A 25,573-nucleotide genomic window follows, 5' to 3' on the forward strand; every position below is an offset into this window, starting at 1 on the left:
ACCACAACGACCCACCAAGCCGCCTGACCAACCGTCACAGAAACCTTCAGCAGCCCCTCGCGCGTGCTCCTGCGTTAGTACGGTCTCCGGTGGAGGTGGCGTTGTGGTCGAGGTTCGGGTAGCGCGGGTCGAGGAGCGGGAGGCTCTTCGGGAGCTCTTCGCGCGTGCGGGGGAAGGGGCGCCGAGCGAGTCGTTGTGGGGGCATTCGCCCTCCGAGGCCGCGATCTACCTGGATCCCTATCTCGAACAGGGAGTCCTGCTGGTGGCTTTCCAGGACGGGACGCCGGCCGGGTATCTGGCCGGATGTCTCGACGAGACCGAGTTCCCCGGGACCGCTGAGTTGATCTCCCGAGCGATCCGCGATCATCGCTTGCTGCTGCGTCCTGGTCCGTTGGCGTTCTTCGCGCGCAGCACGCTCGACGTGATCGGGGCTCGGATTCGCCGCGAGCCGACGTCGAAGCCCTTCGTCGATCCGCGTTGGCCCGCTCATCTGCACATCAACGTCGAGCCGCGAGCCCGTGGTACCGGTGCCGCTCAGGAGCTCATGCGGCAGTGGCAGGCGAAGGTGGCCGAGGCTGGGAAGCCGGGCTGCTACCTCGGAACCCAGGCCGAGAACGCCAGGGCCATCCGCTTCTTCGAGAAGTCGGGCTTCACCAAGCACGGCCCGACCCCGCTCATCCCCGGCTCCCGCTTCCGGGGAGCACGAGTCCGCCAGCAGGTCATGGTCTGGGACGCACCTCGCTGACGGATCTACTTCGAAGCGTTCTTGATACTGTTGGCCCTTGGATCTCGTCTTCCAGGTAGAAATTGATCACTCGTCTACCTGTCGCTTCATCTGTTTCCGCAGCTAGCCTTCCCGGGCTGGGCCCCTGCCGGGGAAGGTGCAAAGCCATGCCAGTCTCACCCATGCAGCGGTGTTGAAGGCCACGTTCAGTCGATATCCCTGCCTGAGCTGAGACATAGAGGGCAGACTTGCTCGCGCACTCGGAATGTGAGGAGGCAAGACGTATGGCTCGCGGTAGGCAGGATCCGGATGATTGGGATGTTGAATACGACCCGACCGCAGAGATGGATAACGCCTGGGGCGCAAAGGAGAGCGCGTCGGAATCGACACTGAAGGCGTCATCCGGCGAACCTCCGGTGACGGTAGAGGTCGACGACGCAGGATTTGTGACAAGTGCATCGCTTGCAGCTGACTGGAAGAAGTCCGTCGATCCTCGCACCCTTCACACTACGGTGCTTACCGCTGTGCAGACGGCGAGCATGCAGGTTCTCGTGAGTAAGGCGGAGCAAGTTGATTCGACTTCGACACCCGTTGATCTAACGGCAAGCGCTCCAGCAGACCTTCCCGACACTTCGCCGCTAAGTGCCGGCGACGTACAACGCTTGTTGGATGAGGTCTACGCTGACGTCGACCGGTTTACGGAGCAAGCCTCCAACCGTTTGAATAAGACCGTATCGGTGACCAGCTCAGGCGGGCACGTAACGGCGGCTGCAACCAAGGGACAGGTTCACGACCTGTCGATTGAACCGAGCTGGTCCTCGGCCGCTCGGAACGCGGAGATCGAGTCCGAGCTAAACGAGGTGTTCAGGCGACTCAGTGAGCAAGGATCACCCGGTGATCTTGCTGACGGACCGCAGAGTCGTGCGATCAGTGAGCTGAAAAGCCTTGTCAGCGACCCGCAGCTGTTCCTGCGAAGGATCGGCTTGCCGCCACAGCCCTAATCAATATCCAAGCCAGAATGCGAGGAAGATATGAGCCCCGGTGGTGGCGTCAATGTCGCGCTTGAAGCGCTAAATTCTGATGCGAAAACTTGGGAGAGTGCCGCACAAGGACTTTCCGAACCAATGGAAGCTCTGGGGTCGCTTGATGTCGAGCTCGCTGATGTGTCTATTTTCGCGCAGTGGGCAGGTCTTGATAACAGCTTCAACCAAGCTACTTCGGCTTTGGAGGAAGTGATTAAGAAGGCATCTGAGTATTTTCAGAAGATTAGCTCGGACCTTGGCGAAGCTGCGAAGCAGTATCAAGCGGATGACGAACGAGGAATGCACGAAGTGCAAGGTGCTTACCGGATGCAGGGGGATCTTTACGGTGGCTGATACCACGGTTGCTGAGATTAATAGCAAGATTAAAGAAGTCGAAAAGAAGATCCAGGAATTTTTTGATCAGGTAAACGAGTCTCTGAGTTGGGTTCCCAGTGCTCTTGAGTGGGTCATCAAGGCGGTTGAGGACGCGTTGAAGATCTTCAACGAGAAGCTGCAAGAATTTTGGGCCGAGGTACGGAAGTTTTTTGAATGGATGGGTGATGTTCCCTCACTGAGGATTAAGGCTGATCTGTGGGAGAACAAAGTTGCTCGGCCGCTTGGTGACGTTGCGGGAGACATAGCCTTGAACAAGCTACGTGCTCCCATTGAGTGGCAGGGACGCGCGGCTGAAGCATATAAAGGCGTTGTCCCTTCCCAAGCGGACGGCTTGAACGGATTGAAGACGCTTGCTCGGCAGGTGCAAAGCTCCTTGGACAGTCTGGCAGGTGCGCTGACTGCGTTTTATGTTGCGATCGGAGTTGCTCTCGCCACCTTCATCGTGGGCCTTGTCGGCGCTGTTGCCGCATGTGCCACTGTTGTGGGCACGCCTATCGGTGCCGGTGAGATAGCTGGCGTAGTTGGTGTGGTCATGGGCTTGATTACCGCCGCGACTACTGCGGTCGTTGCCTTTGCCAATTCGCTTTCTACCGAGCAGACAGCGTTGACGCAAAAGATTCACGATGTGGGAAATTCCTGGTCAAAGTCGGCTTTGGGTGATCTTTCTGATGGTAGTGTCAGTGACGGCGATGGTTCCGATTGGAGGGTGAACGAATGAATAATATGCCGCCTTCGCCGCAAGGGGGTTCTGCTGCAATGGATTCTGACTTCGTTCCGATTCCTGTCGGGTTCGCTGGGAGAGTTCGGAACGTTACCAGGGCGATGGGTATCGTGTCGGTCGTAATCTCCGGCGTGGTGATGATTGGCATTGCGGTAAGTGGCTTCATGTTGCTTGCGCAATTTCCAGCGGCTGCGATCTTCGCGGTGATCCTCGGCTGGCTTGCGGGCGCTTTCGCTCTATCCTCGGCGCTCGCGTTGGCTACGAGTGCAGCGTGTGTCAACACCGGTTCATTTAACAAGAGGTATGCGAGACGTTCCCGGCGTACGCTCGCGATTTTGGTGTTTGGGGCTGCGATGCCAACGGTTATTGCTGTGGTAGCACTCGCAGCGAGCGCGAGCTCGGCAAGCGAGTTTCCAGTTGCCGCAGGGGTTTGTCTGTCCCTTTTGTGGATCCCGTTCGCGCTATCGGTGATCAATATGGTCGTGGGATTGAGCGTGTTGGATCCGGGCAAGGCGATACGTGTGGCTTACGGATCTGCGTAGTAACAAGTCAACTAGAGGAACCTCTAGACATCAGCTGCCAATCACAGAGCTCCGCCCCGGTCGATTCCCGCGCCAATGCACCGGAGAGGCGAAGGGCCGCACGGCTAGACTTGTGCGATGGGGAGCGCGTTTTCACATGGGAGCTCGTGGACGATGACGGGTGCGCTGTGCTGCGGCACCGTCACAGCGTAGACAACTGCGCAGGCGTTCTGACTGGGCTTCGAAGTCGCTACCAGTCGAAGTGCTCTGGGTGCTGTTGGGCTTCGAAGCGCAGTCGGCTGAGTTCGTCGGCGAACAGTTTGGTGTGGCCGCAGCCCAGGCACACGACGGCGCTGAGGGTGGAGAGCGGATTGGCCCACAGCCGCTTCCGATACGGGTGAACGCCGGTCTTGTACTGACTGGTCATGCGCATGCCACCGACGAAGGTGCCTCCGTAGAGCGCACAGCTGGGGTATCGCGATTGTGGGGGAGTCATGGCTCTGTCTCTATCAGATTTGGCCCGAGCATTTGGCCGTGCTGACTCGCGCTGCAAGGGTCTCGGTAGTGAACGAAGCCCTTTGATGCTCGAGCAGGTCGCCGGCGATTTCGGTGTTCATCCGATGACCTTGCAGACGTGATTGCGCCAGGCCGATGTGGAAGACGGTGCCAAGCCGGGCGTCACTTTGGATGCGGTATCCCAGCTGCGACCCCTGCGTGATGGCGGAGCAGGTCGGCCGGGTGACCGTGCTGAACCTTCCCGACGAGCCCGCGGCGGGGTAGTAGTTCGCGAGCAACTCTCCCTCACTCACTCACGAGGACCGTGGCCCGGTCTGCGGGACCATCTAGCAGTCGTTGGGGTAAGCGGGATCGTCCGGGCATGCGGATTCATCGAGTCTCTTGTACGGGTCCGCTTCCGGGTTGGTGTACAGGCTGCCGGGACCATCGTCGTACGGGGTGTCGGCGCTCGAGCAGCCGTCGTCGATGGTGAGCGCACCGGACTGGCACTGGTCGGTGAACCCCTGCTGAGTCTCACCAGACGTATAGCCCTCCGGTTCGTACGGGATCGGCTCGCCGTTGGAAAACGTCCCGGTGCCCCCGAATTCCTCGGACTCCTCTGAATCGGGGATCAGGCCGCACTGAGCCTTCGTCTTCTCGTCCATCTCGGTTGGATCCAGGACGCAGTTGTCCTGTGGCTCCTCCGCAGCCGGGGCTGGTGGTGGCGCAGGCGGAGGCGGCGCGGGCACGTACACGGTTTTCGGCGGTGGGGCGTGAGGGGTTTCTGCTGCGACGCAGCCCCCTGCGAGGGCGAGCGTGCCTAGAACGACCCCGGAAAGAAGCGCGGTTCTCATTGGTCCCCCAGAGGGTCTTAACCTCGCATCCAGTGAACGCGCAACGGGCAGCTAGTCCACGGGTCGAAAGTCCCTACTTCGACCTGGTTCGGACCTTGTCCAGCAGATGCGGAGGGGCGTTCTCCCGCAACGCGAACCTCGATCGAGCTGCACCGATGCTATGGGGCAACGTTTCATGACCATCGGGACTGGGTGGCTGCGAAGGTTTCTGGCCTCAATCCCAGGAATCGAGCTGGCGCTGACTCATCGTTTACAGCGGTGAAGTCCTTTCTTCCCTACCGCTTCCGGTGTTGGTCGGGGGCATCGCGCAGGCCACGATGGCGTGGATCCAGCGCGCTTGACTCGGCAAGGAGGATTGCCAGCGTTCCTTTTTGATGGGTTGATCTTCAGTGAAGCCCTGTGCCTGGTCGTCGATGGCGACTCAGCCGCTGCCGCTGCAGGTGAGTTCGCACCCGATTGTGTCGTCACCTGGAGTGATTGCTGAAACTGTTGGGTTCGCCTCGTTGTACCTGGTGGCTGAATCAATCCCGTTCCTCTTACGTGCCCGTTTGGCAAGCGCCGATCGTGATCGCGTTGCCGATGGAACGGGAGGACGGATGAGTGGTCGCGTGGGTGTGCCGGTGCGGGTGCGGCGGGTTTCCAGCGAGCTGCGGGAGCTCCGGCTGCGCAGCGGCCTCGGGGCCGAGGAGGTCGCCGGGGCTCTGGGGATGTCGATGAGCAAGCTGTCTCGGATGGAATCCGGGCAGCGCGGGCTCCAGGCCGACGACGTGTCGGCGCTGCTCGGGCTCTACCGCGTCCCAGCGCAGCGGCGGGAAGAGCTGCTGGACCTGGTCCGGAACGCCGCGATGCCTAACTGGTGGCAAGTGCAGGAGGGGCGGGTGCCTGCATTGTGGGAGGAGGCAATTCGCTTTGAACGAGAAGCGGTCGCCATCCTCAACTACGAGACTGTGCTGATCCCTGGCCTCTTGCAGACCGCCAGGTACGCCGCCGCATTGGTGAGCGGGATTGATCCAGATCTGAACATCGCTGAGGTCGAGACGCTGGTGTCATCGCGACTGAGTCGTCAGACGGTCTTGAACAGGGCGAAGGCTCCGCGGTTCGAGGCATTGATCGAGCAAGCCACGCTTGAACGTCCGATTGGCGACGCGGCCGTGATGTACCAGCAGATACGACACCTCGTATCCGCAGCTAGGCAGGACAACATCACGGTTCGCGTCGTTCCTACCGGGCTCGGAGCTCATCCGGGCTTGGCAGGCCCCTTCGTGATCTTCGACTTCGACAGCCATCCCAGCCTCGTCTGCATGGAGAACCGCGGTAGTAGTGCGTTCCTGGAGGAGGCCCAGTACGTAGCGGTGGCGCGAGAAGCCCTTCGGCGGTTGCACGAGGTCGCGCTGCCTGAGCAGGATTCGATTGACCTGATGACGGACATCGCGGACAGGCTGGTTTGAACGGCGAGGAGCGAATCGGTGGCTACGGAAGAATCTCAAACGCTTCAGTGGCGGAAGAGCTCTTGGAGCGCCAATGATGTGAACTGTGTGGAGGTCGCCTTCTCAGGCGGCGATGTGTACACCCGCGACTCGAAGAATCCTGCTGGTCAGCACCTCAGGTTCGGTCAGCGGGCTTGGTCGGCCTTCGTGCGCGGCGCTCGGGACGGCCACTTCGGAGTAAGGGAGACCCCTCGCTGCTGAGGGGTTCGATAGGGGGTCTTAGGGGCTTCGGCACAAGATCAAGTGTTTGGGAAGCCCTGGTAGTCCATCTGAGATCCATTTCACTCGGTTGCCGGTTCCTGTTTTGACCAACTTCGCTACACGCGCGCAGGCCCGTGCGCTAACGTTTGCCACGCTGGCAAGTGGATGTCCGTCGCCCTCATCGCGGCGGCGCATGGACAAGGGGAGTTCGGCGTGAGCAACGAGGGGGCCGCAGCATGACGTTCCCGAACATCTGGGGCAAGATCGGCGAGACCGTCGATCGCATGGCAGACACTGTTGCCTACGCTGCGTCGCAGAACGCTGGCGGAGCCATGACCGTCGACCCAGACCAGGTCGACGAGATCGCTGGCTTCTTTCGCGAGAAGGCGCAGATTCTGAACGACCGTGCCTATGACGTGCAGGACATGGGCACCATCGAGGCAGCGGGGGGCGACCCGGTCAGCACGGGCAGTGCCAACGCTTACGGCCAGGTCGTCACAAGTGAGGGCGACGGCTATTTCACGAGCTACCGTGAGCTCGCAACCGTTCTACTGGATGCCGCTCATGCTCTGGAGCAAGGCGCGAGGCAGTGGCGAGTTGACGACGACAACGCGGCAACCAGTTTTGGTGGAGGTAAAAGTTGACGCGTAAGGCACTTATGGCGGGTCTGGCTCTGATTGGCTTCGCTGCCGTTTCTGGTTGCGGGGGAGGCAGCGCAGAGACACCGGCGCCGGAGCCGCCTGCGAGCGAGACGCCCGCCCAGCCACCGACGCCTCGTGCTGGTCCTGCTAAGGCGACGGAGATCGCTGATAAGTGCGCGATCGTGACCGAGGAGCAGTGGAAGTCTCTCGGTACTGATCAGAAGCCGCGTCAACGTGATTCCAACGGCCGTACCGGTTGCCAGTATCAGAAGGGCGAAGCGGGTGCTCCGGGTTGGGGCGCGTTCGTTGCTGTGAGCGGCGAGCGCAGCTACGACGAAGAGATTCAGCGGCGCGTCGAGCCGACGGGTACGGCGGATCTTGGCGGATACCCGGCAACCGAGTATCGGACTTCTGGCGGATGCCTTCTAGTCGCCAACATCTCGGACAAGGGATTTTTGCTGGTCAACTCTGTCCCGACGGGTGCGCAAGATCCCGGGGTGGATCTTTGCCAGCAAGTTCGGCAGTTCGGCCAGACGGCCATCCAGAATCTTCCTAATGCATGAGGGGGTAGTTAGGGATGTCGGATAGAGAGCTCCCGCCCGCCAGTTTTGAGGGAGCCGAGCTTAACCAGATGCGGAAGTGGGTCCAGAGCGGTGCTGGCGCTGAGGCCTACTTCAACAACGCATCGAAATGGGAGGCGGAGGACCAGTTCCTTCGTGGCCTGAAGGACGAAATCGACGCCAAGCTCAAGCAGGTTGGCGCGGTCATGCAGTCCGAGTCCGGCGAGGCCATGAAGGACCAGGCCATGCCGGTTGTCCTGTGGCATGAGGTGGCCGCTGATAGCGCAAAGCTTCAGTCGGAGACGATGACCGCCCAGGGTGAGGCGTTCAAGAAGGTCCAGACTTCGATTCCCGCTAAGGGCGAAGAGCAGGACGTTCCGGATGACACGTGGATCGAGGAAGGGTGGGACACCCTTACAACCGGATCCACAGACGCTGAGGACGCCAAGGCTCACAACGAGAAGTTGCGCCAAGAGGGTGTCCAGGCTTTCACCTCGTACCAGGAAACGACTCAGGGCAACGTGTCGGGCAGCGCGGTCTTCGAGAAGCCGCCGCCCATCGCGGTCCAGTCGACGAGTGCGAGTGGCACGCCGGGCCCCGGGGTCGGTGGCGTTGACTCCTCGTCTCCGTCGTCGACCTCCAGTGCTTGGGCCGGTGGTTCCGGTTCCGGCTCTGGCGGTTCCGCTGGTGGAGCCGGTGGGTCCACTGGTGGCGCTGGTGCGGGCTTGGGCTCCGGTGGTGCTGCTGGTACCGGTTCTGCCTGGGCGAACCCGCCTGGTGGCGGTTCGAGCCAGAACCCCGGTGGCGCGGGTCGCGTGCCCGGTGGGCCTGGGACTCCGGGCACGCCCGGTGGCGGTCTTGGCATCGGTGGACCCGGTGGTCCCGGTGCTGGTCGCGGCGGTGCTGGTGCTGGTCGCGGTGGTGCTGGCGGCGGTCGCGGTGGTGCCGGTGCGGGTGCTGGTGGTCGCGGTGGTTCCGGCCTCGGTGCCGGTGGTCGTGCTGGTGCCGGTGGTCCCGGTATGGGGGCTGGTGGCCGTTCGGGCATGGGTGGTCTCGGTGGAGCCTCCGGTGCCGGCGGCGCTGGCGCTGGTGGTGCCGGTGGCCGCGGTGGTGCTGGTGCCGGTGCGGGCGCGGGAGCGCGCGGCCGAGGTCAGGAAGGCGAAGACGACCTCGAGCACGAGACTCCCGACTACCTCGTCGGCGACCAGGGCGTCTTCGACGAGGACCTGCCGAGGGTGGCCCCGCCGGTCTTCGGCGACTGGGACAACCAGCGGTAAGTGCTCGAAAGCGCAGAACGGCTAGTGGGCGGCACCGCTTCGGTGCCGCCCACTAACTCTTGCAACATCACGACCGATCAGTTCTCAAACTGTGGGGGACGGCCGTGCGTCAAGGGCTTCCGAACGGCTGAGAACTGGACTACGCAGTGAACAACTCGGATCAATTCGTGGACGAACTAGGGGCTGTGCCGTCCACACTTACTGGCTGGGGAGAACCGGTGAAGATCGAGCTGTCGAAGCAAGGCTTCCACGAGGCGTGGAAGCACTTCAACCTCGGCACCAAGCCGCTCGTGCTCAACGTCCTGCCCGACGGCATCCTCGAATCCGAGCGGCGCCAGGTCGAGGCCCGCGCTCGTGACGAGCTCAACGGACTCGGCTTCGGCAACGAGATGCGGGAAGAGGACATCCAAGGCGCCCTGCTGCCGCTCACCCGCTACGAGCGGGCCTTCGACATCAACTTCCGGGAGCGCAAGCCCGACGGCGGACAGCGCATCGTCGCAGGCATGGTCGCCTGCACCCGCGGTCACGCCACGCTCGCGGTCCTCACCGAAGAATCCGTGACCGTCCAGACGCTGCCCGCCGACTCCATGGTGCGGGCGCTGCTGAGCGTCCTGCCCGACGACGTCAAGGCCGGTCCCGGCCGCGGAGTGTCGCTGCGCAGCTCGGCGATGGAAGCCGCCGCCAAGTCCGCCGGAAACGACCGCGAGATGGCCGAAGGGCTTGCGCGGCAAGGAATCCGACGCGACGAAGCCAAGTCCCTCGTGGAGATGGCCGGTGGGGCGCGCAACGCCTACGCGCAGGTCGGCTACGCCGTCATGGACGGCAGCGGCAAGCGGCACCGGGCGCCGATGGTCACCAACTTCTTCGCCAACGCCAAGGGCTGGTACATGATCGAGAACAGCCACCGCAGCGGCGAAGCGTGGACCACCATCGCGCCCATCGACCGCCAGCGCATGGCCGGACGCGTCCAAGACCTCGCCAAGACGCTGTAGCGGTACGGCCGGAGCCCCTGGCTGCTGCGCCCGGGGCTCCGCTGCGCCCGGTTCCGCATCCGGGAAGCACTGGTCATCGGCCTGCTAGGTTCGGGCCGCACTCTGGAACATCGTTGGGGAGGGCTGGATTCGTGGCCGATGGGGACGAGCGCAGGAACCGGCCCGGCTATCGCGATTGGCGCACCGGGCTGATCGGCATCGCACTGCTGCTCCTGCTGGCCGTGGTGTTCATCAACGTCCCCGACTACGGGCCCCACATCGCGATCGCGGCCGTGGTCGTCTTCCTCGTGTGGCGGTTCGCCACCGCCAAACGGCGTGACTGAGCAGCGCTTCCGGACGCCCGGGGTGGCCTGATGCGCCGCGGTGGGGGAGCGATGTCGTCGAGGATCGAACGCGCCGCGTACGTCGCGTGGCAGGTCGTCGTGCGGCTCGTGGCGCTCGCGCTGTGCTACACGATCTTCGCCGCGTCGGGAGCGCTGGCCTCCGACGGCGTCGTCACCCAACGCGGAACGGCGCTGGCCACCCGCTGCGAACGAGTCGGCCCCGCGAGCTTGTCCGGGCTCGGCTGGTACTGGCGGTGCGACGCCGCGATCACCTGGGACGACGGCAGCCGCGAGACGCACTTCTTCAAGCACTCCGAGCTGACCCCGCGCAACCGGACCGAGCCGGTGCCCGTCGCCTGGCGCGAGGTCGACAACTCCGGCCACATGATCACCGCCGAGATCCCGAAGCCCTTCGCGGGAACCGGGTGGGCGCTGCTCATTCCGCTGCTCGCAGTGGCGATCATGGGCGTCGAGCTGCCGCGGCCGGCCTCGCCGCTCGCCGACCAGTGGACCGGGCGACGCCGGACGGCCCGCCTGCAGCTGTGGCAGCCGCTGGTGCTCCCGGCCGGCTGGGCGCTGGTGATCGCAGGTGGCCTGGCCACGGCCGCGCCCGCCGTGCTCCCCGGAGCGGCGGTGATCACGCTCCTGCTCGGGCACGTCGTGCTCGCCACCGCCGTCGTCCTCGGAATCAACCGCCGACGTCACGGCTTCGAGGAACCACCCCTGATCTCCCCCGAGCGCCGGGTGCGCTGCGAGCGCGCAGGAAGCGCCCTGCGCTGGATCGGCGCGGCCGGGGCGATGCTCGTCCTCCTCATGGGCTTCGGCAACTGGCTCGGCGTCCTCGGGGCCGCGGCGATCCCGCTGGCCCTCGCCGCTCTCGGCCGGCGGCTGCTGCTGGTCGCACCACGACATCGCGGACAGTTCGACGGAACTGGACGAGCTCCTGCCACGTCATAGCCCTGAACGTGAAAGGGGTTGTGGTGGAACAGTCGCCAGAGCAATGGCTGGCATCGATGCAGGCGCGGGCCGACGAGATGGTCCGGCAGTCGCAGGAGATCCAGCAGAGCCTGCAGGAGATGAGCGAGACCGCCTCCGAGCCGGACGGTGCCGTCACAGTGACGGTAAGCGCCAACGGGGCGCTCACCGACCTGCACATCGACAAGCGGGCCCTGCAACGCGGCCCTGACCGGCTCAAGGACGCGATCCTGCAGCTCGCCGGACAAGCGCAGGCCAAGGTCGCCGGACGGGTCGTGGACACCGTGGAACCCGTGGCCGGGAGCACCGGGCTCGACTTCCTGCGCACCCAGCTGCCCGCCGACCCGGACGCTGCCGAGCAGCGCACCCCGCAGCCCGCGCACGACGACTTCGACGACGAACCGCCGCAGACGTTCCTGCGCTGACCAGGAGGCCCCGCCATGACGCACATGAGGGTTCAGCCGCAGGCGCTGACCTCCCACGCGAGCTACCTCTCCGAGCTCGCCGGCAAGATCTCCCAGGCCGCGAGCAAGGGCGACGCGGTCGACTTCGGTGTCGAGTCCTTCGGTCTCGTGGGGCAGGCGTTCGCCACGCAGGCGCGCACGACCTCGCAGCAAGCCGTCGAACAGCTCAACACCTTCTCCGACCGCACCGACAAGCTCGGTCAGGCCGTCGGCGAGTGCGCCACGTCCTACACGGCCGATGACGACGACCAGGCTTCCTGCCTGGGCAAGATCGAGTGGTGAACCAGATGTCCTCGCTGTTCGTCGACACGGAATCCCCGTCGCTGGGGTCGAGCGCGTGGAGCGCGGGCGCGGGACCGGTGGACTCCGCCCGAGCCACGGCCAACGCCATCAGCCAGGGCGACTGGGGTGATTTCGCCGCCAGCGCAGGGGTTCTCGCGCTCGACGGCCTGGTGACCGCGATCGATCCGGTCGGCACCGCCCTGGCCGCGGGCGTCGGCTGGCTCATGGAACACCTCGCGCCGCTGCGCGAACTGCTCGACTTCCTCGCCGGTGACCCCAACGCCATCAAGGCGGGAGCCGACACCTGGCTGGAGATCAAGGCCGACCTGGAAGGGCTCGCCGCCGAATTCCCCGGCCAGGCCGAGCAGCAGACCAGCAGCTGGTCGGGTCAGGCCAAGGACGCCTACTCCCGGCAGGTCCAGCAGTACACCGAGGGACTGCAGAGCATGGCGATGAGCGCGGGCAGCGCCTCGGCGACGATCGCCACCGCCGGAACCATGGTCGCGACCTGCCGAGCGATCGTCCGCGACATCATCGCCGCGATCGTCGCCGAGCTCGTCAAGGGCGCCCTGGCGGCCCTGGCCGGGTCGGTGGTCAGCTTCGGCGCCACGGTCGCCGGCTACCTCGCCTACGCCGCCGGGCGCGTGGGCATGACCATCGCCAAGATCACCGCGAAGATCAGCCAGCTGCTGGCCAAGCTCGGCAAGGCCGGAGCCATGCTGGCACGCGTCCTCGACGACATGGCGCAGGTCGGGGCCAAGGTCGGCGCGGACTTGACCGCCGCGGGGACCAAAGCGGCATCGACCGCACCCGCAGCGGCAGGGGATCTGCTCTCCGCCGGAAGTCGTGCTTCGGCGAGCGCTGATGCCCTGGGCACCGCCGCCGGCGGCACGGCACGCGCCGCCGACGGCCTCGGCTCGGCCGCAGGCCGCACCTCCGACGCCGCGAGCGCGCTCGGCCGCAGTTCGGAGAACCTCGCAGGCACCGGCCTGCGCTGGACGCACGGCGCCGACGAAGCAGGCCAGGCGGTCACCGAGGGGGTCGGCAAGCGAGCCCAGGACTGGGCGCAGAACGCCGGCTACAGCGGTCGCCACGCCGATGACATGGACCGCGCGGCGAACGTGACCAAGCCCGAGAGCGCCCTCCTCCGAGGTGGGCTGGGGCACGAGCAGTACCACGAGCAGACCTACGACTCCGACTCCGGCTCGTACTACGACGGCTACGACCGCAGCGGTGCTCCCGACGGCTCGGCCGGCTGATCCGGCGAGGTCAGGCCGCGGTCCCGCCGCGTCTGGAGCGGCGGGGTCGCCGGGGGTGCCGGTGTCGCATGACGGGACCGCCCTTTCCGCTGGATGGAAGAGAATCGATCAGGTCAAGATCAACTTCCATCATAGAACAGGCCCTCGAACGGTGTGCGTTCGGGGAGCGTTTCACGCGGGTGTGACCTGCGGAGACACCCCTCACGTGGCTCAACTGTGCGGAAATCGGACACATTCCGATAAGTTTTGCCGAGATTAGTGCACTTCAGCGGCTTTGTTGATAGGACTTGCAGCGGCCCCGTGCTCGTGCACGCCTTGTACGGGTAGAACTTCAAGGGCCAGGGCGGTGGAGCGGACTGATCCTCTCCACAAAACCGGGACCCCCGTGGGCAACCGCCTTTCGGGACTCGGTACCGTCGCCCGCACCGATCAAGAGAAACCCCACATCACGGAGGACATGGTGGCCCTTCCCCAGCTGACTGAGGAGCAGCGGGCAGCAGCTCTGGAAAAGGCGGCTGCCGCCCGTCGCGCCCGAGCTGAGCTCAAGGAGCGCCTCAAGCGAGGCGGAACCACGCTGGCGGAGGTCCTGGAGACCGCCGACAACGACGAGGTCTTGGGCAAGATGAAGGTCTCCGCCCTGCTCGAGGCCCTGCCCGGCGTCGGCAAGGTCCGTGCGCAGCAGATCATGGAGCGGCTGGAGATCGCCAACAGCCGTCGGCTGCGCGGGCTGGGCGAGCGGCAGCGCAAGGCGCTGCTCACCGAGTTCAGCGGCGAGTGATCGACGCAAAAACCGGCGCTGAGCCGAGGACCGTCCGTCAGGGCGAGCCTCGGCTCACCGTCGTTTCCGGGCCCTCTGGCGTCGGCAAGTCCAGCGTGCTCAGCGAAGTGCGGAGGCACGTGCCGGAGGTCTACTTCAGCGTGTCCGCGACCACCAGGGCCCCTCGTCCCGGTGAGATCGACGGAGTGCACTACCACTTCGTGACCGTCGCGGAGTTCGAGCGGATGATCGCCGAAGGCGAGATGCTCGAACACGCCCGCTACGCGGGCAACTTCTACGGGACCCCTCGCAAGCCCGTCCAGGACGCGATCGCAGCGGGCAACCCCGCCGTGCTGGAGATCGAGCTCCAGGGCGCGCGCCAGGTGCGCACCGCCTGGCCGGACGCGCAGCTGGTGATGCTGCTGCCGCCGTCCTGGGACGAACTGGTCGACCGGCTCACCGGTCGCGGCACCGAGCCGGCCGACGTCGTGGAGAAGCGACTGGCCGCAGCGCGCGAGGAGCTGGCCGCCGAACCGGAGTTCGACGAGACCGTCGTCAACGCCGACGTGCAGTCCGCGACCAGCGAATTGGTACGATTGATACTCGGCCACGAGAAGTGACCCGCCAGACCTGACCGCAGAGGTCTCGGCCGCGCGTCACCTCCCGTCCTCCCGAGCGAACTACTACTGAGCAGGAGCCACACCTGTGAGCACCCCGAGCGCGCTGGCTGCCCTCAACAGCAGCCCGTCGACCAACACCGTCGAGGGCATCACCTACCCGCCGATCGACGACCTGCTGGAGCAGGTGAGCTCGAAGTACGCCCTGGTCATCTACTCGGCCAAGCGCGCGCGGCAGATCAGCGACTACTACGCCCAGCTGGGCGAGGGCCTGCTGGAGTACGTCGGCCCGCTCGTCGAGCCGGGCCCGCGGGAGAAGCCGCTGTCGATCGCGCTGCGCGAGATCCACGCCGGCGTGCTCGAGCACACCGAAGGCGAGTGACGTCTGAAGCGACCGAGGACCGCTCGCGGGTGGTCCTCGGCGTCAGCGGCGGCATCGCCGCCTACAAGGCGTGCGAGGTCCTGCGGCGGCTGACCGAGTCGGGCCACGACGTCCGCGTCGTGCCGACCGAGGCCGCGCTGAACTTCGTCGGCGCGGCCACCTTCGAGGCGCTGTCCGGGCACCCGGTCACCACCGGCGTGTTCTCCGACGTGCACGAGGTGCCGCACGTGCGCCTCGGGCAGGAAGCCGACCTCGTGGTCGTCGCCCCCGCCACCGCTGATCTGCTCGCCCGAGCGGCCTCCGGGCAAGCGCCCGACCTGCTCACCAACACGCTGCTGACCGCGCGCTGCCCGGTGCTGATGGTCCCCGCGATGCACACGGAGATGTGGGAGCACCCGGCGACCCGGCACAACGTGGCGCTGCTGCGCAGTCGCGGCGTGATCGTGGCCGAGCCCGACAGCGGCCGGCTCACCGGCAAGGACACCGGCAAGGGGCGGCTGCCCGACCCGGCCGAGATCGTGGACCTGGCGCGCCTGCTGCTCACCTCGACCACCGCGCTGCCGTGGGACCTGGAAGGCCGCCGGGTGGTCGTCTCGGCCGGTGGCACGCGGGAATCGCTCGACCCCGTCCGCTACCTCGGCAACCGCTCGTCCGGGCGCCAGGGGTACGCGCTGGCGCGCATCGCCGCGCACCGCGGCGCCGACGTGACGCTGGTCGCCGCGCACACCGCTGACCTGATCACACCCGCCGGGGCGCGGTTGATCAAGGTCGGGACCGCCGAGGAGATGCGGTCGGTGATGCTCAGCGAGGCCGAGGGCGCCGACGCGGTCGTCATGGCCGCCGCCGTGGCCGACTTCAAGCCGGTGAACCGGGTCGAGCACAAGATCAAGAAGACCGACCGGAACCCCGATCCCGTTGAGCTGGCCCGCAATCCCGACATCCTCGCCGAGATCGTCGAAGCCCGTGCGGCGGGGAAGCTCGGCGCATCGCTGATCGTCGGGTTCGCCGCCGAGACCGGTGACGCCACCTCGTCCGTGCTCGACCACGGCCGGGCCAAGCTCGCCCGCAAGGGCTGCGACATGCTCGTGGTCAACGCCGTCGGGGACGGCATGGCCTTCGAGGTCGAGGACAACTCCGGCTGGCTGCTCGGCGACGACGGGACCGAGGAGCGCATCGCCTTCGGCGCCAAGTCCCTCCTGGCGTCCACATTGTGGGACGCGGTCTCCCGGCGGCTCTCCGACCAGTAGTGTTTTCGGCATCGAAGCCGGAAGCACCTAGGAGAGTCGTTGAGTCAGCAGCGGTTGTTCACCAGTGAGTCGGTGACCGAAGGGCATCCCGACAAGATCTGCGACGCGATCAGCGACTCCGTGCTCGACGGGCTGCTCGCCCAGGACCCGCGCTCCCGCGTCGCCGTCGAGACCCTGGTGACCACCGGGCAGGTGCACGTGGCCGGCGAGGTCACCACCGAGGCCTACGTCGACATCCCCGCCATCGTGCGGGAGAAGATCCTCGAAATCGGCTACGACTCCTCGGCCAAGGGCTTCGACGGCAACTCCTGCGGCGTCAACATCGCCATCGGCAGCCAGTCGCCCGACATCGCCCAGGGCGTCGACACCGCGCACGAGACCCGCGTCGAAGGCGTCATCGACGAGATCGCCCAGCAAGGCGCCGGCGACCAGGGCCTCATGTTCGGCTACGCCTGCGACGACACGCCCGAGCTCATGCCGCTGCCCATCGCGCTGGCCCACCGCCTCTCGCGCCGGCTCACCCGGGTCCGCAAGGACGGCGTGCTGCCCTACCTGCGTCCCGACGGCAAGACCCAGGTCACCATCTCCTACGACGGCGAGAAGGCCGTGGCGCTCGACACCGTCGTGCTCTCCACCCAGCACGCCGAGGACATCGACCTCGACGGTCAGCTCGTCGGCGACATCAAGTCGCACGTCGTGCAGCCCGAGATCGACGAGCTCACCCTGGACACCTCGCACACGCGGCTGCTGGTCAACCCCACCGGCCGGTTCGTCGTCGGCGGCCCGATGGGCGACGCCGGACTCACCGGGCGGAAGATCATCGTCGACACCTACGGCGGCATGGCCCGCCACGGCGGCGGCGCCTTCTCCGGCAAGGACCCGTCCAAGGTCGACCGCTCCGCCGCCTACGCCACGCGCTGGGTCGCCAAGAACGTCGTCGCCGCCGGACTCGCCAAGCGCGTCGAGGTCCAGGTCGCCTACGCCATCGGCAAGGCCGCACCCGTCGGGCTGTTCATCGAGACCTTCGGCACCGAGACCGTCGACCCCGACCGCATCCAGCAGGCCATCAACGAGGTCTTCGACCTCCGCCCGGCCGCCATCATCCGCGACCTCGACCTGCTGCACCCCATCTACTCGGCCACCGCCGCCTACGGCCACTTCGGCCGCACCGACGTCGTCCTCCCCTGGGAATCCACCTCCCGAGCAGACACCCTCAAGGCAGCCGCCGGCCTTTAAGCCTCCACTCGGCAAGGCGTCCCAGGGCACTGCTCTGGGACGCCTTCTTTGCTCTGATCAGGTCCGCGTTCCTCGAACGCCGCCCACGCGGTGCGAACCGCACTTACGATTCGCATCAGCAGGGTGATGATCTTTCCTCCCGGGGGTTCTTGATGGGGGCAGGGGACTACTTCCGCGTCGATATCGATGCACTGACGGATGCCGGTATCGGGCTCGCAGAGCTGCTCACGGAGACCGACCGGCTCGCAGTCGAGGACATCGACTGCGTATAGGAGGCCGTGGGCCATCCTGCGCTAGCTGAGGCCTTTGCCTCCTTCACCGACCGATGGGCGGTCGGCCTCGACAGTCTGCTCACCGATGGCAATGACATGTCGCAACGAATGATCGACGCGGCAGGTGCCTACATCGAGGCGGACGAGGAGCAGGAACGACGTCTGAAGGGGTTCTTCGACGGAGTGGACGATCCTGGCGCTGGAGCGATTGAGCAGAATGACTGAATTAGGCGAGAGCTCTGACCCGAAGCAGCTCGTTCCGGGGGAGCCGGGAGATGTGCGCGCATCGGCGGAAAAGCTCGCCAGGCTGGGCGAGCGTCTTCTGGAGATCGGGGATGGCTTCAAGCGGATCGATGCCGGTGGGTGGAAAGGTGAAGCGGGTGATGCGTTTCGACAGCGCTTCGAGCAAGAACCCATGCGGTGGATCAAGGGTGGAGAAGCCTTCCACGTGGCGGCGGGCACGCTGAGGGACTTCGTCGGCGTCCTGGAATGGGGCCAGACGCAAGCCCGTGAGGCCGTCGAGGAGTACGAGGCCGGTCAACGGGCCACCGAACGAGCCCGGGAGGACTTCGAACGTGGACCGGGAACCGGCTCGTTCAGCGACCCGGGCGACGCGCAACGGGAGAACGCTCGGGCAATCCTGGATCGGGCTCGACAGCAGGTCGAGCAGGCTGGTCACAGGACGGCGTCCGCGATGCGCGAAGCAGAGCAGGATGCTCCGGAGAAACCGACTTTGCTCGACGAGATCGGCGAGTTCCTCAGCGAGGCGGCTGAGACGGTCGGGGACATTCCGGGCAATCTCGTTCATTACGGGCTCGACGGTGTCGGGAACGCCGTGGACGCCGCAGGAACGACGATCGCCGGTGCCGTGGACGGAGTCGGCAACGTCGTTGGTGGCGGTCTAGACCTGGTCGGCCTCGATGATGCGGGGCGTTCGGTCGAGGAGAGCACTGAAACTGCCTCCAACACGGTTTCAGCGAAGACCAACGAGCTTGCGGACGATATCCGTGATGGAGCGGACCGGTTTGCAGTTTCCTTGGGGGCTGAGGACCCGCCCGCGTATGGCGACAACGTTCCTGATGCCAGCCCGCAGCCGGTCATCGTCAAGAGCGAGAAGTACCCGGAGTCCGCGGAGCACATCGAAGAGGCGCAGAGCGGAGTCCTTTCGCACGGGCCGGATCCTCAACGCCGAGGTGACCCCCTCCCGTCGGATCTCACGATCGACAAGGAGAACGCGGACATCAACCGTCGGGAGTCACTGCGCGGAATCCCGACGCGTGGTGGGGACTATCTCGATCGAGACGAATATCCTCCTGCGATGTTCCGCGAAGGCGGCGAAGGCAGCTCCGGAAAGTACATTGACGCCAGTGACAACCGCGGGTCGGGCTCTTCCATGAACGCCCAGATCAGAACGCAAGGGCTCGGAAAAGACGACCACGTGCGAATCCTCGTCGAGTAAACGCGATTCAGACGTCATGAAGGAGTTCTTCTACGATGCCGCGAGATGTTCTCGGCAGGTTGCTGTTCGCCGCGCAGCAGGATTTGGCGGCGGACCAGGTGTGGCCGGCGGCTGCCGCAGCGATCGAAGTGCTCTGGTGGCACGATCGCTTCTCCGAAGCGCAATCGCTCGCTGAGGACACGATCACCCGATTCGGCAGCGCGCCGGGGTCGTTCTTCGATCACGACATGCCGTTCGACGAGGCGCTCCTCATCGGCGCCGCCGAGTCTGGCGAAGATCCTCGGGCTGTGCTCGGTCGGGTCGGCGAGCACGTTCCGGCTGATAGCACCTTGGGAAAACGGCTGACCTGGCTGCAAGGCGAGCTGGTCAAGGAGCAGCCAGCGCACAGCCTCATCACCGGTTTCGACGCGGACTCGTACAGCCCACTGCCCGCAAAGCCGCTGCGCAGGGCTGATGCGGAGCTCGCGGAACGCGATCCGAACGGTTTGAGCGCGTCGGAGCAGCGCAGGCTTTGGGGAGCCGCGCGACGTTCCAGGCAGCCGCACGTCGCCTTCGCACTGCACGATGCCGGTGTCGAACCCCAGGATTGGCAGATGTCGTTCTGGCTCGCTCGGCAACTCATCAAGGCCAACCGAGTTGAAGAAGCCAGAGCCGTGCTGCTCACCTCTCTGGGACTGTGGTTCGCCGAACAGCCCTGGCACGTCACTCCGGCTGGGATCACGACACAACCTGACATGCGTGCAGCGGTCACACCGGAGCTGCGCGGAGCGGTTCTGGATCAGATCGACCCCCAGGCAGTGCCCGGAGTCGAATGAGAATGGGGCCTGCTCTGCAACACCTCGTGGCCGGTGTGCACGGGGCCTCCGGTCAACCCCGCACTGTTGATCTCGGTGCGAGCGAGGGGCCGCTGCACGAACTTGCTGTCCTGTTGACCAGGTGCAACGGATTCTTCGCGTGCAATTCGGGCGTGCAGATCTTTCGCGCAGGATCTCCGGGGCTCGGGCCGGAGCTAGGGAGTTGGAACCAGCCCGACCGGTGGAAGCACACCTACGGTGGGCTCGCGGACGGGCTGTTCTCCTTCGGACAGGATCTCTTCGGGGTGCAGTTCGCGATCCGCCATCGAACCGAGGTCATCACCTTTCACCCGGAGTCCGGTGAAGTCACGACCCTGGGACGCTCTCTGGAGGACTGGGCGAGCTGGTTGCTGGAGGATCTCGACGTGCGTGGTTGCCGATCGGTGGCTGCTGCGTGGCAGGACGAATTCGGAACCCTGGGATACAGCCAGCGGCTCATTCCCTGGCGCCTGTTCACGCTGGGCGGTACGTACGACTTCGCCAATCTCACTGCAAAAGACGCAGCGAAGTGCATGCGGATCCGCGGCCCCTTCGCGCAGCGCATCCATGAGCTCCCACAGGGATCTGCCGTCACTCTGGGTAAGGTCTGAGCGGCTGGCTCCGGAGGGAAGCGGAGTTGGCGGGTCTTCGTCGTCGCCCAGGCCCTCCGCCTGGAAACTGACGTGGTCGGGTGGGTGGACGACTCTGGGGGTGTGGGGCCGGTTGCTGATCGGTTCGTGGCTTACGGCGCGTCGCACTGGGCGTTGATGGCGCTCATCGTGGCCGGGTCGGCGGTGCTCGTCGTGCTCGGACGGGGGCTGGCCGAGGGCACCGCTGACCGGTTCTGCCGGGTGTTCGCGCTGGTCGTGCTGGGGTTCAACGTTCCGCTGCTGGTGTTCCGGCTGATGCCCGGCGAGTGGGACGTCGCTGAATCGCTACCCCTGCACCTGTGCGACCTCGCGTGGGTGGTCGCGGCCTGGGCGCTGTGGACGCGACGGGCGAGGCCGCACGCGCTGCTCTACTTCTGGGGCCTGACGCTGACCCCGCAGGCGATCATCACCCCGGCGCTGGACGCGCCCGACTTCCCGGACGTCAACTTCATCGAGTTCTGGGGCCAGCACCTGCTGGTGATCTGGGCTGCAGCCTTCCTGACCTGGGGAATCGGGATGCGTCCTGGCTGGCGCGGATACTGGAACTCGGTCGCGGTCACCGTCTCGTGGGGCCTGGCGATGCTGGTGTTCAACGAGCTCGCCGGCACCAACTACGGCTTCGTCAGCAGCAAGCCCGAGAACCCGTCGCTGCTGGACCTGATGGGCGGCTGGCCCACCTACCTCGCCGTGGAGCTCGTCGTCGGCATGACCGGCTGGGCGCTGCTCACCTGGCCGTGGACGCGTCGGCCCGAACCCGTCACGGCGCCTTGAAGCCCTGCTGCCGCCACGCCTCGTACACGGCGACCGCGGCCGAGTTCGCGAGGTTCATCGAACGGATCCCGGGGAGCATCGGGATCCGGACCCGCAGCGACGCCCCCTCGATGAGCTCGTCGGGCAGCCCCACGGACTCCGGCCCGAACAGCAGCGCGTCCCCCGGTCGGTAGCCCACATCGGTGTAGGAGGTCTCGGTGCGCGCGGTGAAGGCGATGACGCGCTCCGGCCGCACCACCTCCCAGCAGGCCTCCAGGCTCGCGTGGACGTGCAACGCGGCGCGGTCGTGGTAGTCCAGCCCGGCGCGGCGCAGCTTCGCGTCCTCCACCGAGAACCCCAACGGCTCGATCAGATGCAGCGCAGCACCGGAACCGGCGGCCATCCGGATCGCGTTGCCCGCGTTGCCGGGAATCTCGGGCTGGAAGAAGACGACGTGAATCACCGGAAAATGCTGTCACATACCCCACTGAGGCCCCAACTCGCCGGTCGACTCCGGGCCCAGGTCACGACGGGGTCGTCTGGTAGAGAAGAGGCATGGCAGGTGCACAGCCCCGGAAGCGGAAAGGGGAGGAGACCGAGCGCACGGCAGCGGCGAACAACCCGGTCGCGCGCGTCATCGTCGACGTCCCGCTCCCGGTGCACCTGGACCGCCCGTTCGACTACCGCGTCCCCGACCGGCTCGACGCCGACGCCCAGCCCGGCTGCCGGGTGCGGGTGCGCTTCCGCGGCAAGCTCGTCGACGGCTACCTGCTCGAACGCAACGAGACCACCGACTTCAAGGGCAACCTCGCCTGGCTGGAACGGGTGTCCTCGCCTGAACCGGTGCTCACCCCGGAGATGCTCGCGCAAGCCCAGGCCGTCGCCCACCGCTACGGCGGGATGCTCGCCGACGTCCTGCGGCTGGCGATCCCGCCGCGCAGCGCCGCCGCCGAGAAGTCCGCGCGCAGCGAACCGCTTCCCGCTCCGGAACGGCCGGAAACCGCCGCGTGGCAGCGATATCAGCACGGACAGTCCTACTTGGACGCCCTGCACGCCGGTCGTCCCGCCCGGGCGGTGTGGCAGGCGCTGCCGGGGGAGGACTGGCCCGCCCGGCTCGCCGAGGCCGCCGCGACCACGGCCTCGGCCGGACGCGGCGCGCTCATCGTGGTGCCCGACCACCGCGACCTCACACGCCTGCACCGGGCGTGCTCGGCGCTGCTCGGCGACGACGTGGTGACCCTGACCGCCGACAGCGGCCCTGCCGAGCGCTACAAGCACTGGCTCGCCGCCCTGCGCGGCGCCGCCCGGGTCGTCATCGGCACCCGCGCGGCCATGTTCGCGCCCGTGCGCGACCTCGGGCTCGCCGTCGTCTGGGACGACGGCGACGACCTGCACAGCTACCCGCAGGTGCCCTACCCGCACACCCGCGACGTGCTCACCCAGCGCGCCCACACCGCGGGCGCGGCGCTCATCGTCGGCGGCTTCGCCCGCACCGCCGAGGCCGCGCTGCTCGTCGAATCGGGATGGACGCACGAACTCGTCGCCCACCGCAACGACGTCCGGGCGGCGGCCCCGCGCGTCACCTCCATCGGCGAGGACGACACGCAGCTGGCCCGCGACCCCGCCGCCCGCGCCGCCCGGCTGCCCTCCGTCGGCTTCGAGGCCGCCCGCGCCGCGCTCAAGATCGGAGCGCCGGTGCTCGTCCAAGTGCCTCGACGCGGCTACGTGCCCGCCCTGGCCTGCGGAGACTGCCGCGAGCGCGCCCGATGCCGTCGCTGCGCGGGGCCGCTCGCGCTGCCGGGCGGAACTGAGGACGGCATGCCGAAGCCTGCCGCGTGCAACTGGTGCGGAGCCGCCGAAGCGGCGTTCAAGTGCCCCCAGTGCGGTTCCCGCCGGTTGCGCGCGATCGCCGTCGGCGCAGGCCGCACGGCCGAAGAGCTCGGCCGCGCCTTCCCGGGCTTCCCGGTGCGCACCTCCGGCGCCGGTGAGATCCTCGCCGACGTGCCGGCCAAACCCGCCCTGATCGTGTGCACGCCCGGTGCCGAACCCGTCGCCGACGGCGGGTACGGCGCCGCGCTGCTGCTCGACGGGCGCACGCTGCTCGGCAGACCTGAGCTGCGGGCCTCCGAGGCGGCGCTGCGGCTCTGGTTCTCCGCGGCCGCGCTCGTCCGGCCCGGATCCGAAGGCGGACGCGTCGTGGTGATGGCCGAATCCTCCCTGCAGCCGGTGCAGGCGCTCGTCCGCTGGGACCCGTCGTGGTACGCGGCGCAGGAGCTCGCCGAACGCGCCGAACTCGGCTTCCCGCCGGCCCGCCGAGTCGCCGCTGTCGACGGCACGCCGGACGCGATCGAAGCGCTGCTGGACTCAGCGGATCTGCCCGCCAGCGCCGAAGTTCTCGGTCCCGTCCCGCTCGGCGAGGTCGACGAGGACGGCAGCTCCGAGCGCGAACGCCTCATCGTCAGGGTCGAGCGCACCGACGGCAGGGCCCTCGCCGACTCGCTGCACGCCGCCCAGGCGATCCGGGCCGCCCGCAAGGCCACCGAACTCCAGGTGCGCCTGGACCCGCTGGAGATGTTGTAGTGAGCCGGATCTTCCTGGAGACCGAGCGGATGGTGCTGCGCGAGCTCACCGAGGCCGACGCCGGTGCGGTCTTCCGCCTGAACAACGATCCCGAGGTCATGCGCTACATCAACGGCGGGCGCCGGATGAGCATCGAAGAGGTCCGGGACGGGATCATGCCGAAGTACCTCCAGACCTACGAGTGCTTCGGCGGTCAGGGTAACTGGGCGGCCATCGGTCGCGAAACCGGTTGCTTCCTGGGACTGTTCAACTTCCGGCCGGAATCGGTGGACGCGGTGGACGACTTCGAGCTCGGCTACCGGCTGTGCCGCCCGGCGTGGGGTCGCGGCCTGGCCACCGAGGGCGCGGTGGCCCTCATCCGCACGGGCTTCACCGAACTCGGCCTGAGCCGGGCGTGGGCCCAGACCATGGCGGTCAACACCGGATCCCGCCGGGTCATGGAACGGGCCGGCCTCCGCCACGTCCGCAGCTTCCACGCCGAGTGGCCGGAAGGCGACATCGAAGGCTCCGAACACGGAGACGTCGAATACGCCATCACCAAGTCCCAATGGCGATCGCAGGGGTGACGTCACCTGGGGGATGGGCAGTTTTGGTCTGAACCGTCCGGCTTTCGCGTCTGATTCGTCCGGTCAATTCGGACCAAAACTGCCCCTTGCCGAGATCAGAGGTTGGTGGCGTGGGCTTGGTCCGGTTGGGCCGTGCGGTATTCGATGGCGCGGTCCAGGACCGTGACCAGGACCTCCTTGGTGGAGGTCTTGTCGCGGGCGTCGAAGGGCAGGACCGGGATCTCCGGGTCGAGGTCCAGCGCGGTCGCGACCGTCTCCGGTGAGTGGCGCGGGGCGCCGTCGAACTCGTTCACCGCGATCACGAACGGAATCCCGCGGTCCTCGAAGAAGTCGAGGATGGCGAAGCACTGGTTCAGCCGCTCGGTGTCGACGATGACGATCGCACCCAGCGCGCCCAGCGCGATGCTGTCCCACATCGGCCAGAACCGATCCTGGCCGGGAGTGCCGAACAGGTAGAGCTTCGGCCCGCTGGGCAGGTCCAGGCGCCCGAAGTCCAAGGCGACCGTGGTCGTCTTCTTCTCCTGCACCCCCTCCAGGTCGTCGATGCCGACGCCCGCCTCGGTGAGGATCTCCTCGGTCCGCAGCGGTTCCCGGTCGGTCAGCTTCGTGATCATCGTGGTCTTGCCGACCCCGAAAGCCCCGGCGATCACGATCTTCGCCGAAGCGGTGCTCGGATCAAAGGTTCCGGACATCGTTGCGCAGCCTCTCCATGAAAGAAACGTCAGGCCGGTCGGTGCGAGGTGCCGCCACCCGCAGCACACCGCGCTCGACCAGATCGCACACCAGGACGCGGGCCACCGAGATCGGGCTCTCCAGCACCGCGGCGATCTCCGCCAGCGACACCGGTTTCGAGCACAGCTCCCGAACGGTGGTGGCGCTCAGCGACCCCTCCGGTGCGTCGTCGCGGGGAGTCGCCTGCAGCAGGGCGGAGACGTCCAGGTCGTCGCTGGTGACATCGGTGCGGCCGCCGGTGTGCACGTAAGGCCGCACCAGCGGCCCGGGTTCGTCGTCGTTCCACTCGGTCATGCCG

Annotated in this window: 34 protein-coding genes; 28 read left to right on the forward strand and 6 right to left on the reverse strand. The window is 66.6% G+C overall.

Features of this window, described 5'->3' with window-relative positions; all coding sequences use genetic code 11:
- The first annotated feature begins 103 nt into the window (after window positions 1-103).
- From ACYVF3_RS09710 to ACYVF3_RS09730, 5 genes are all read left to right on the forward strand, one after another.
- Window positions 104-745 (forward strand): GNAT family N-acetyltransferase, encoded by a 642-nt coding sequence (locus ACYVF3_RS09710; RefSeq protein WP_461153876.1) that lies wholly within the window; start codon window positions 104-106, stop codon window positions 743-745.
- A 263-nt stretch (window positions 746-1,008) separates the two neighbouring features.
- The gene (locus ACYVF3_RS09715) at window positions 1,009-1,725 is read left to right on the forward strand and encodes a hypothetical protein (RefSeq protein WP_461153877.1); all 717 of its coding nucleotides are present in this window, start codon (window positions 1,009-1,011) and stop codon (window positions 1,723-1,725) included.
- Window positions 1,726-1,755: 30 nt separating this feature from the next.
- A complete protein-coding gene (locus tag ACYVF3_RS09720; protein WP_461153878.1) occupies window positions 1,756-2,100 on the forward strand; it encodes a hypothetical protein in 345 nt (114 codons plus the stop codon).
- Window positions 2,093-2,860 (forward strand): hypothetical protein, encoded by a 768-nt coding sequence (locus ACYVF3_RS09725; RefSeq protein WP_461153879.1) that lies wholly within the window; start codon window positions 2,093-2,095, stop codon window positions 2,858-2,860. Before ACYVF3_RS09720 ends, ACYVF3_RS09725 begins: the two co-directional genes overlap by 8 nt.
- Before the next feature lie 38 nt (window positions 2,861-2,898).
- A complete protein-coding gene (locus ACYVF3_RS09730; protein WP_461153880.1) occupies window positions 2,899-3,405 on the forward strand; it encodes a hypothetical protein in 507 nt (168 codons plus the stop codon).
- Between the two features lie 229 nt (window positions 3,406-3,634).
- On the opposite strand, the gene ACYVF3_RS09735 is transcribed toward ACYVF3_RS09730, so the two are convergent.
- The 3 genes from ACYVF3_RS09735 to ACYVF3_RS09745 all read right to left on the reverse strand — a co-directional run bounded on the left by ACYVF3_RS09735 (window position 3,635) and on the right by ACYVF3_RS09745 (window position 4,544).
- Window positions 3,635-3,811, reverse strand: a complete 177-nt coding sequence (locus ACYVF3_RS09735; RefSeq protein ID WP_461153881.1) for a hypothetical protein — start codon at window positions 3,809-3,811, stop codon at window positions 3,635-3,637.
- An 82-nt stretch (window positions 3,812-3,893) separates the two neighbouring features.
- Complete coding sequence (locus tag ACYVF3_RS09740; protein WP_461153882.1) at window positions 3,894-4,193, reverse strand: hypothetical protein; 300 nt, start codon at window positions 4,191-4,193, stop codon at window positions 3,894-3,896.
- A gap of 33 nt (window positions 4,194-4,226) precedes the next feature.
- Window positions 4,227-4,544, reverse strand: a complete 318-nt coding sequence (locus tag ACYVF3_RS09745) for a hypothetical protein (protein ID WP_461153883.1) — start codon at window positions 4,542-4,544, stop codon at window positions 4,227-4,229.
- 602 nt (window positions 4,545-5,146) lie between these two features.
- On the opposite strand from ACYVF3_RS09745, the gene ACYVF3_RS09750 reads away from it, so the two are divergent.
- The 21 genes from ACYVF3_RS09750 to ACYVF3_RS09850 all read left to right on the forward strand — a co-directional run bounded on the left by ACYVF3_RS09750 (window position 5,147) and on the right by ACYVF3_RS09850 (window position 21,418).
- Entirely contained in the window at window positions 5,147-6,181 is a 1,035-nt protein-coding gene (locus ACYVF3_RS09750) for a helix-turn-helix domain-containing protein (RefSeq protein WP_461153884.1), read from the forward strand.
- Window positions 6,182-6,199: 18 nt separating this feature from the next.
- On the forward strand, window positions 6,200-6,421 hold the full coding sequence (locus ACYVF3_RS09755) for a DUF397 domain-containing protein (protein ID WP_461153885.1): 222 nt from the start codon (window positions 6,200-6,202) through the stop codon (window positions 6,419-6,421).
- 236 nt (window positions 6,422-6,657) lie between these two features.
- Window positions 6,658-7,065: a hypothetical protein gene (locus tag ACYVF3_RS09760; protein ID WP_461153886.1), complete on the forward strand. Its 408-nt coding sequence runs from the start codon at window positions 6,658-6,660 to the stop codon at window positions 7,063-7,065.
- Window positions 7,066-7,079: 14 nt separating this feature from the next.
- On the forward strand, window positions 7,080-7,625 hold the full coding sequence (locus tag ACYVF3_RS09765; RefSeq protein WP_461153944.1) for a DUF3558 domain-containing protein: 546 nt from the start codon (window positions 7,080-7,082) through the stop codon (window positions 7,623-7,625).
- 651 nt (window positions 7,626-8,276) lie between these two features.
- Entirely contained in the window at window positions 8,277-8,924 is a 648-nt protein-coding gene (locus ACYVF3_RS09770) for a hypothetical protein (RefSeq protein WP_461153887.1), read from the forward strand.
- A gap of 193 nt (window positions 8,925-9,117) precedes the next feature.
- Complete coding sequence (locus tag ACYVF3_RS09775; protein ID WP_461153888.1) at window positions 9,118-9,891, forward strand: ESX secretion-associated protein EspG; 774 nt, start codon at window positions 9,118-9,120, stop codon at window positions 9,889-9,891.
- A gap of 131 nt (window positions 9,892-10,022) precedes the next feature.
- Window positions 10,023-10,214, forward strand: a complete 192-nt coding sequence (locus tag ACYVF3_RS09780; RefSeq protein ID WP_461153889.1) for a hypothetical protein — start codon at window positions 10,023-10,025, stop codon at window positions 10,212-10,214.
- A gap of 51 nt (window positions 10,215-10,265) precedes the next feature.
- A complete protein-coding gene (locus ACYVF3_RS09785) occupies window positions 10,266-11,171 on the forward strand; it encodes a DUF6346 domain-containing protein (protein ID WP_461153890.1) in 906 nt (301 codons plus the stop codon).
- 23 nt (window positions 11,172-11,194) lie between these two features.
- Window positions 11,195-11,614, forward strand: a complete 420-nt coding sequence (locus ACYVF3_RS09790; RefSeq protein WP_461153891.1) for a YbaB/EbfC family nucleoid-associated protein — start codon at window positions 11,195-11,197, stop codon at window positions 11,612-11,614.
- Between the two features lie 15 nt (window positions 11,615-11,629).
- Window positions 11,630-11,935 carry a type VII secretion target gene (locus ACYVF3_RS09795; protein ID WP_461153892.1) on the forward strand — a complete coding sequence of 102 codons (306 nt, stop codon included), beginning with the start codon at window positions 11,630-11,632 and terminating at the stop codon, window positions 11,933-11,935.
- The gene (locus ACYVF3_RS09800) at window positions 11,932-13,194 is read left to right on the forward strand and encodes a WXG100 family type VII secretion target (protein ID WP_461153893.1); all 1,263 of its coding nucleotides are present in this window, start codon (window positions 11,932-11,934) and stop codon (window positions 13,192-13,194) included. The genes ACYVF3_RS09795 and ACYVF3_RS09800 overlap by 4 nt, the downstream gene beginning before the upstream one ends.
- 460 nt (window positions 13,195-13,654) lie before the next feature.
- Entirely contained in the window at window positions 13,655-13,972 is a 318-nt protein-coding gene (mihF, locus tag ACYVF3_RS09805) for an integration host factor, actinobacterial type (protein ID WP_093154362.1), read from the forward strand.
- Window positions 13,969-14,571 (forward strand): guanylate kinase, encoded by a 603-nt coding sequence (gene gmk, locus ACYVF3_RS09810; RefSeq protein ID WP_461153894.1) that lies wholly within the window; start codon window positions 13,969-13,971, stop codon window positions 14,569-14,571. The genes mihF and gmk overlap by 4 nt, the downstream gene beginning before the upstream one ends.
- Before the next feature lie 85 nt (window positions 14,572-14,656).
- A complete protein-coding gene (gene rpoZ / locus ACYVF3_RS09815; RefSeq protein ID WP_145737114.1) occupies window positions 14,657-14,950 on the forward strand; it encodes a DNA-directed RNA polymerase subunit omega in 294 nt (97 codons plus the stop codon).
- Window positions 14,947-16,197 carry a bifunctional phosphopantothenoylcysteine decarboxylase/phosphopantothenate--cysteine ligase CoaBC gene (gene coaBC / locus ACYVF3_RS09820; protein WP_461153895.1) on the forward strand — a complete coding sequence of 417 codons (1,251 nt, stop codon included), beginning with the start codon at window positions 14,947-14,949 and terminating at the stop codon, window positions 16,195-16,197. The genes rpoZ and coaBC overlap by 4 nt, the downstream gene beginning before the upstream one ends.
- Window positions 16,198-16,251: 54 nt before the next feature.
- Window positions 16,252-17,433, forward strand: a complete 1,182-nt coding sequence (gene metK / locus ACYVF3_RS09825; protein ID WP_461153945.1) for a methionine adenosyltransferase — start codon at window positions 16,252-16,254, stop codon at window positions 17,431-17,433.
- A 278-nt stretch (window positions 17,434-17,711) separates the two neighbouring features.
- Window positions 17,712-17,930, forward strand: coding sequence for a hypothetical protein (locus ACYVF3_RS09830; RefSeq protein ID WP_461153896.1), 219 nt, complete (start codon window positions 17,712-17,714; stop codon window positions 17,928-17,930).
- A complete protein-coding gene (locus ACYVF3_RS09835; protein ID WP_461153897.1) occupies window positions 17,923-19,164 on the forward strand; it encodes a putative T7SS-secreted protein in 1,242 nt (413 codons plus the stop codon). The genes ACYVF3_RS09830 and ACYVF3_RS09835 overlap by 8 nt, the downstream gene beginning before the upstream one ends.
- Window positions 19,165-19,223: 59 nt before the next feature.
- Window positions 19,224-19,979, forward strand: coding sequence for a hypothetical protein (locus ACYVF3_RS09840; RefSeq protein WP_461153898.1), 756 nt, complete (start codon window positions 19,224-19,226; stop codon window positions 19,977-19,979).
- A 152-nt stretch (window positions 19,980-20,131) separates the two neighbouring features.
- Window positions 20,132-20,608 carry an SMI1/KNR4 family protein gene (locus tag ACYVF3_RS09845; protein ID WP_461153899.1) on the forward strand — a complete coding sequence of 159 codons (477 nt, stop codon included), beginning with the start codon at window positions 20,132-20,134 and terminating at the stop codon, window positions 20,606-20,608.
- Between the two features lie 102 nt (window positions 20,609-20,710).
- Window positions 20,711-21,418 carry a YwaF family protein gene (locus ACYVF3_RS09850; protein ID WP_461153900.1) on the forward strand — a complete coding sequence of 236 codons (708 nt, stop codon included), beginning with the start codon at window positions 20,711-20,713 and terminating at the stop codon, window positions 21,416-21,418.
- Here ACYVF3_RS09850 and ACYVF3_RS09855 read toward each other — a convergent pair.
- A complete protein-coding gene (locus ACYVF3_RS09855) occupies window positions 21,405-21,860 on the reverse strand; it encodes a tRNA (cytidine(34)-2'-O)-methyltransferase (protein WP_461153901.1) in 456 nt (151 codons plus the stop codon). The two genes, ACYVF3_RS09850 and ACYVF3_RS09855, sit on opposite strands and share 14 nt — an antisense overlap.
- A gap of 92 nt (window positions 21,861-21,952) precedes the next feature.
- On the opposite strand from ACYVF3_RS09855, the gene ACYVF3_RS09860 reads away from it, so the two are divergent.
- Window positions 21,953-23,977 carry a primosomal protein N' gene (locus ACYVF3_RS09860; protein ID WP_461153902.1) on the forward strand — a complete coding sequence of 675 codons (2,025 nt, stop codon included), beginning with the start codon at window positions 21,953-21,955 and terminating at the stop codon, window positions 23,975-23,977.
- Window positions 23,977-24,543, forward strand: a complete 567-nt coding sequence (locus ACYVF3_RS09865) for a GNAT family N-acetyltransferase (protein ID WP_461153903.1) — start codon at window positions 23,977-23,979, stop codon at window positions 24,541-24,543. The genes ACYVF3_RS09860 and ACYVF3_RS09865 overlap by 1 nt, the downstream gene beginning before the upstream one ends.
- A gap of 95 nt (window positions 24,544-24,638) precedes the next feature.
- On the opposite strand, the gene ACYVF3_RS09870 is transcribed toward ACYVF3_RS09865, so the two are convergent.
- On the reverse strand, window positions 24,639-25,235 hold the full coding sequence (locus tag ACYVF3_RS09870) for a GTP-binding protein (RefSeq protein ID WP_461153904.1): 597 nt from the start codon (window positions 25,233-25,235) through the stop codon (window positions 24,639-24,641).
- Window positions 25,219-25,569 carry a DUF742 domain-containing protein gene (locus ACYVF3_RS09875; protein ID WP_461153905.1) on the reverse strand — a complete coding sequence of 117 codons (351 nt, stop codon included), beginning with the start codon at window positions 25,567-25,569 and terminating at the stop codon, window positions 25,219-25,221. Before ACYVF3_RS09875 ends, ACYVF3_RS09870 begins: the two co-directional genes overlap by 17 nt.
- Window positions 25,570-25,573 lie beyond the last annotated feature (4 nt).

It is taken from the genome of Saccharopolyspora tripterygii (assembly GCF_054778355.1).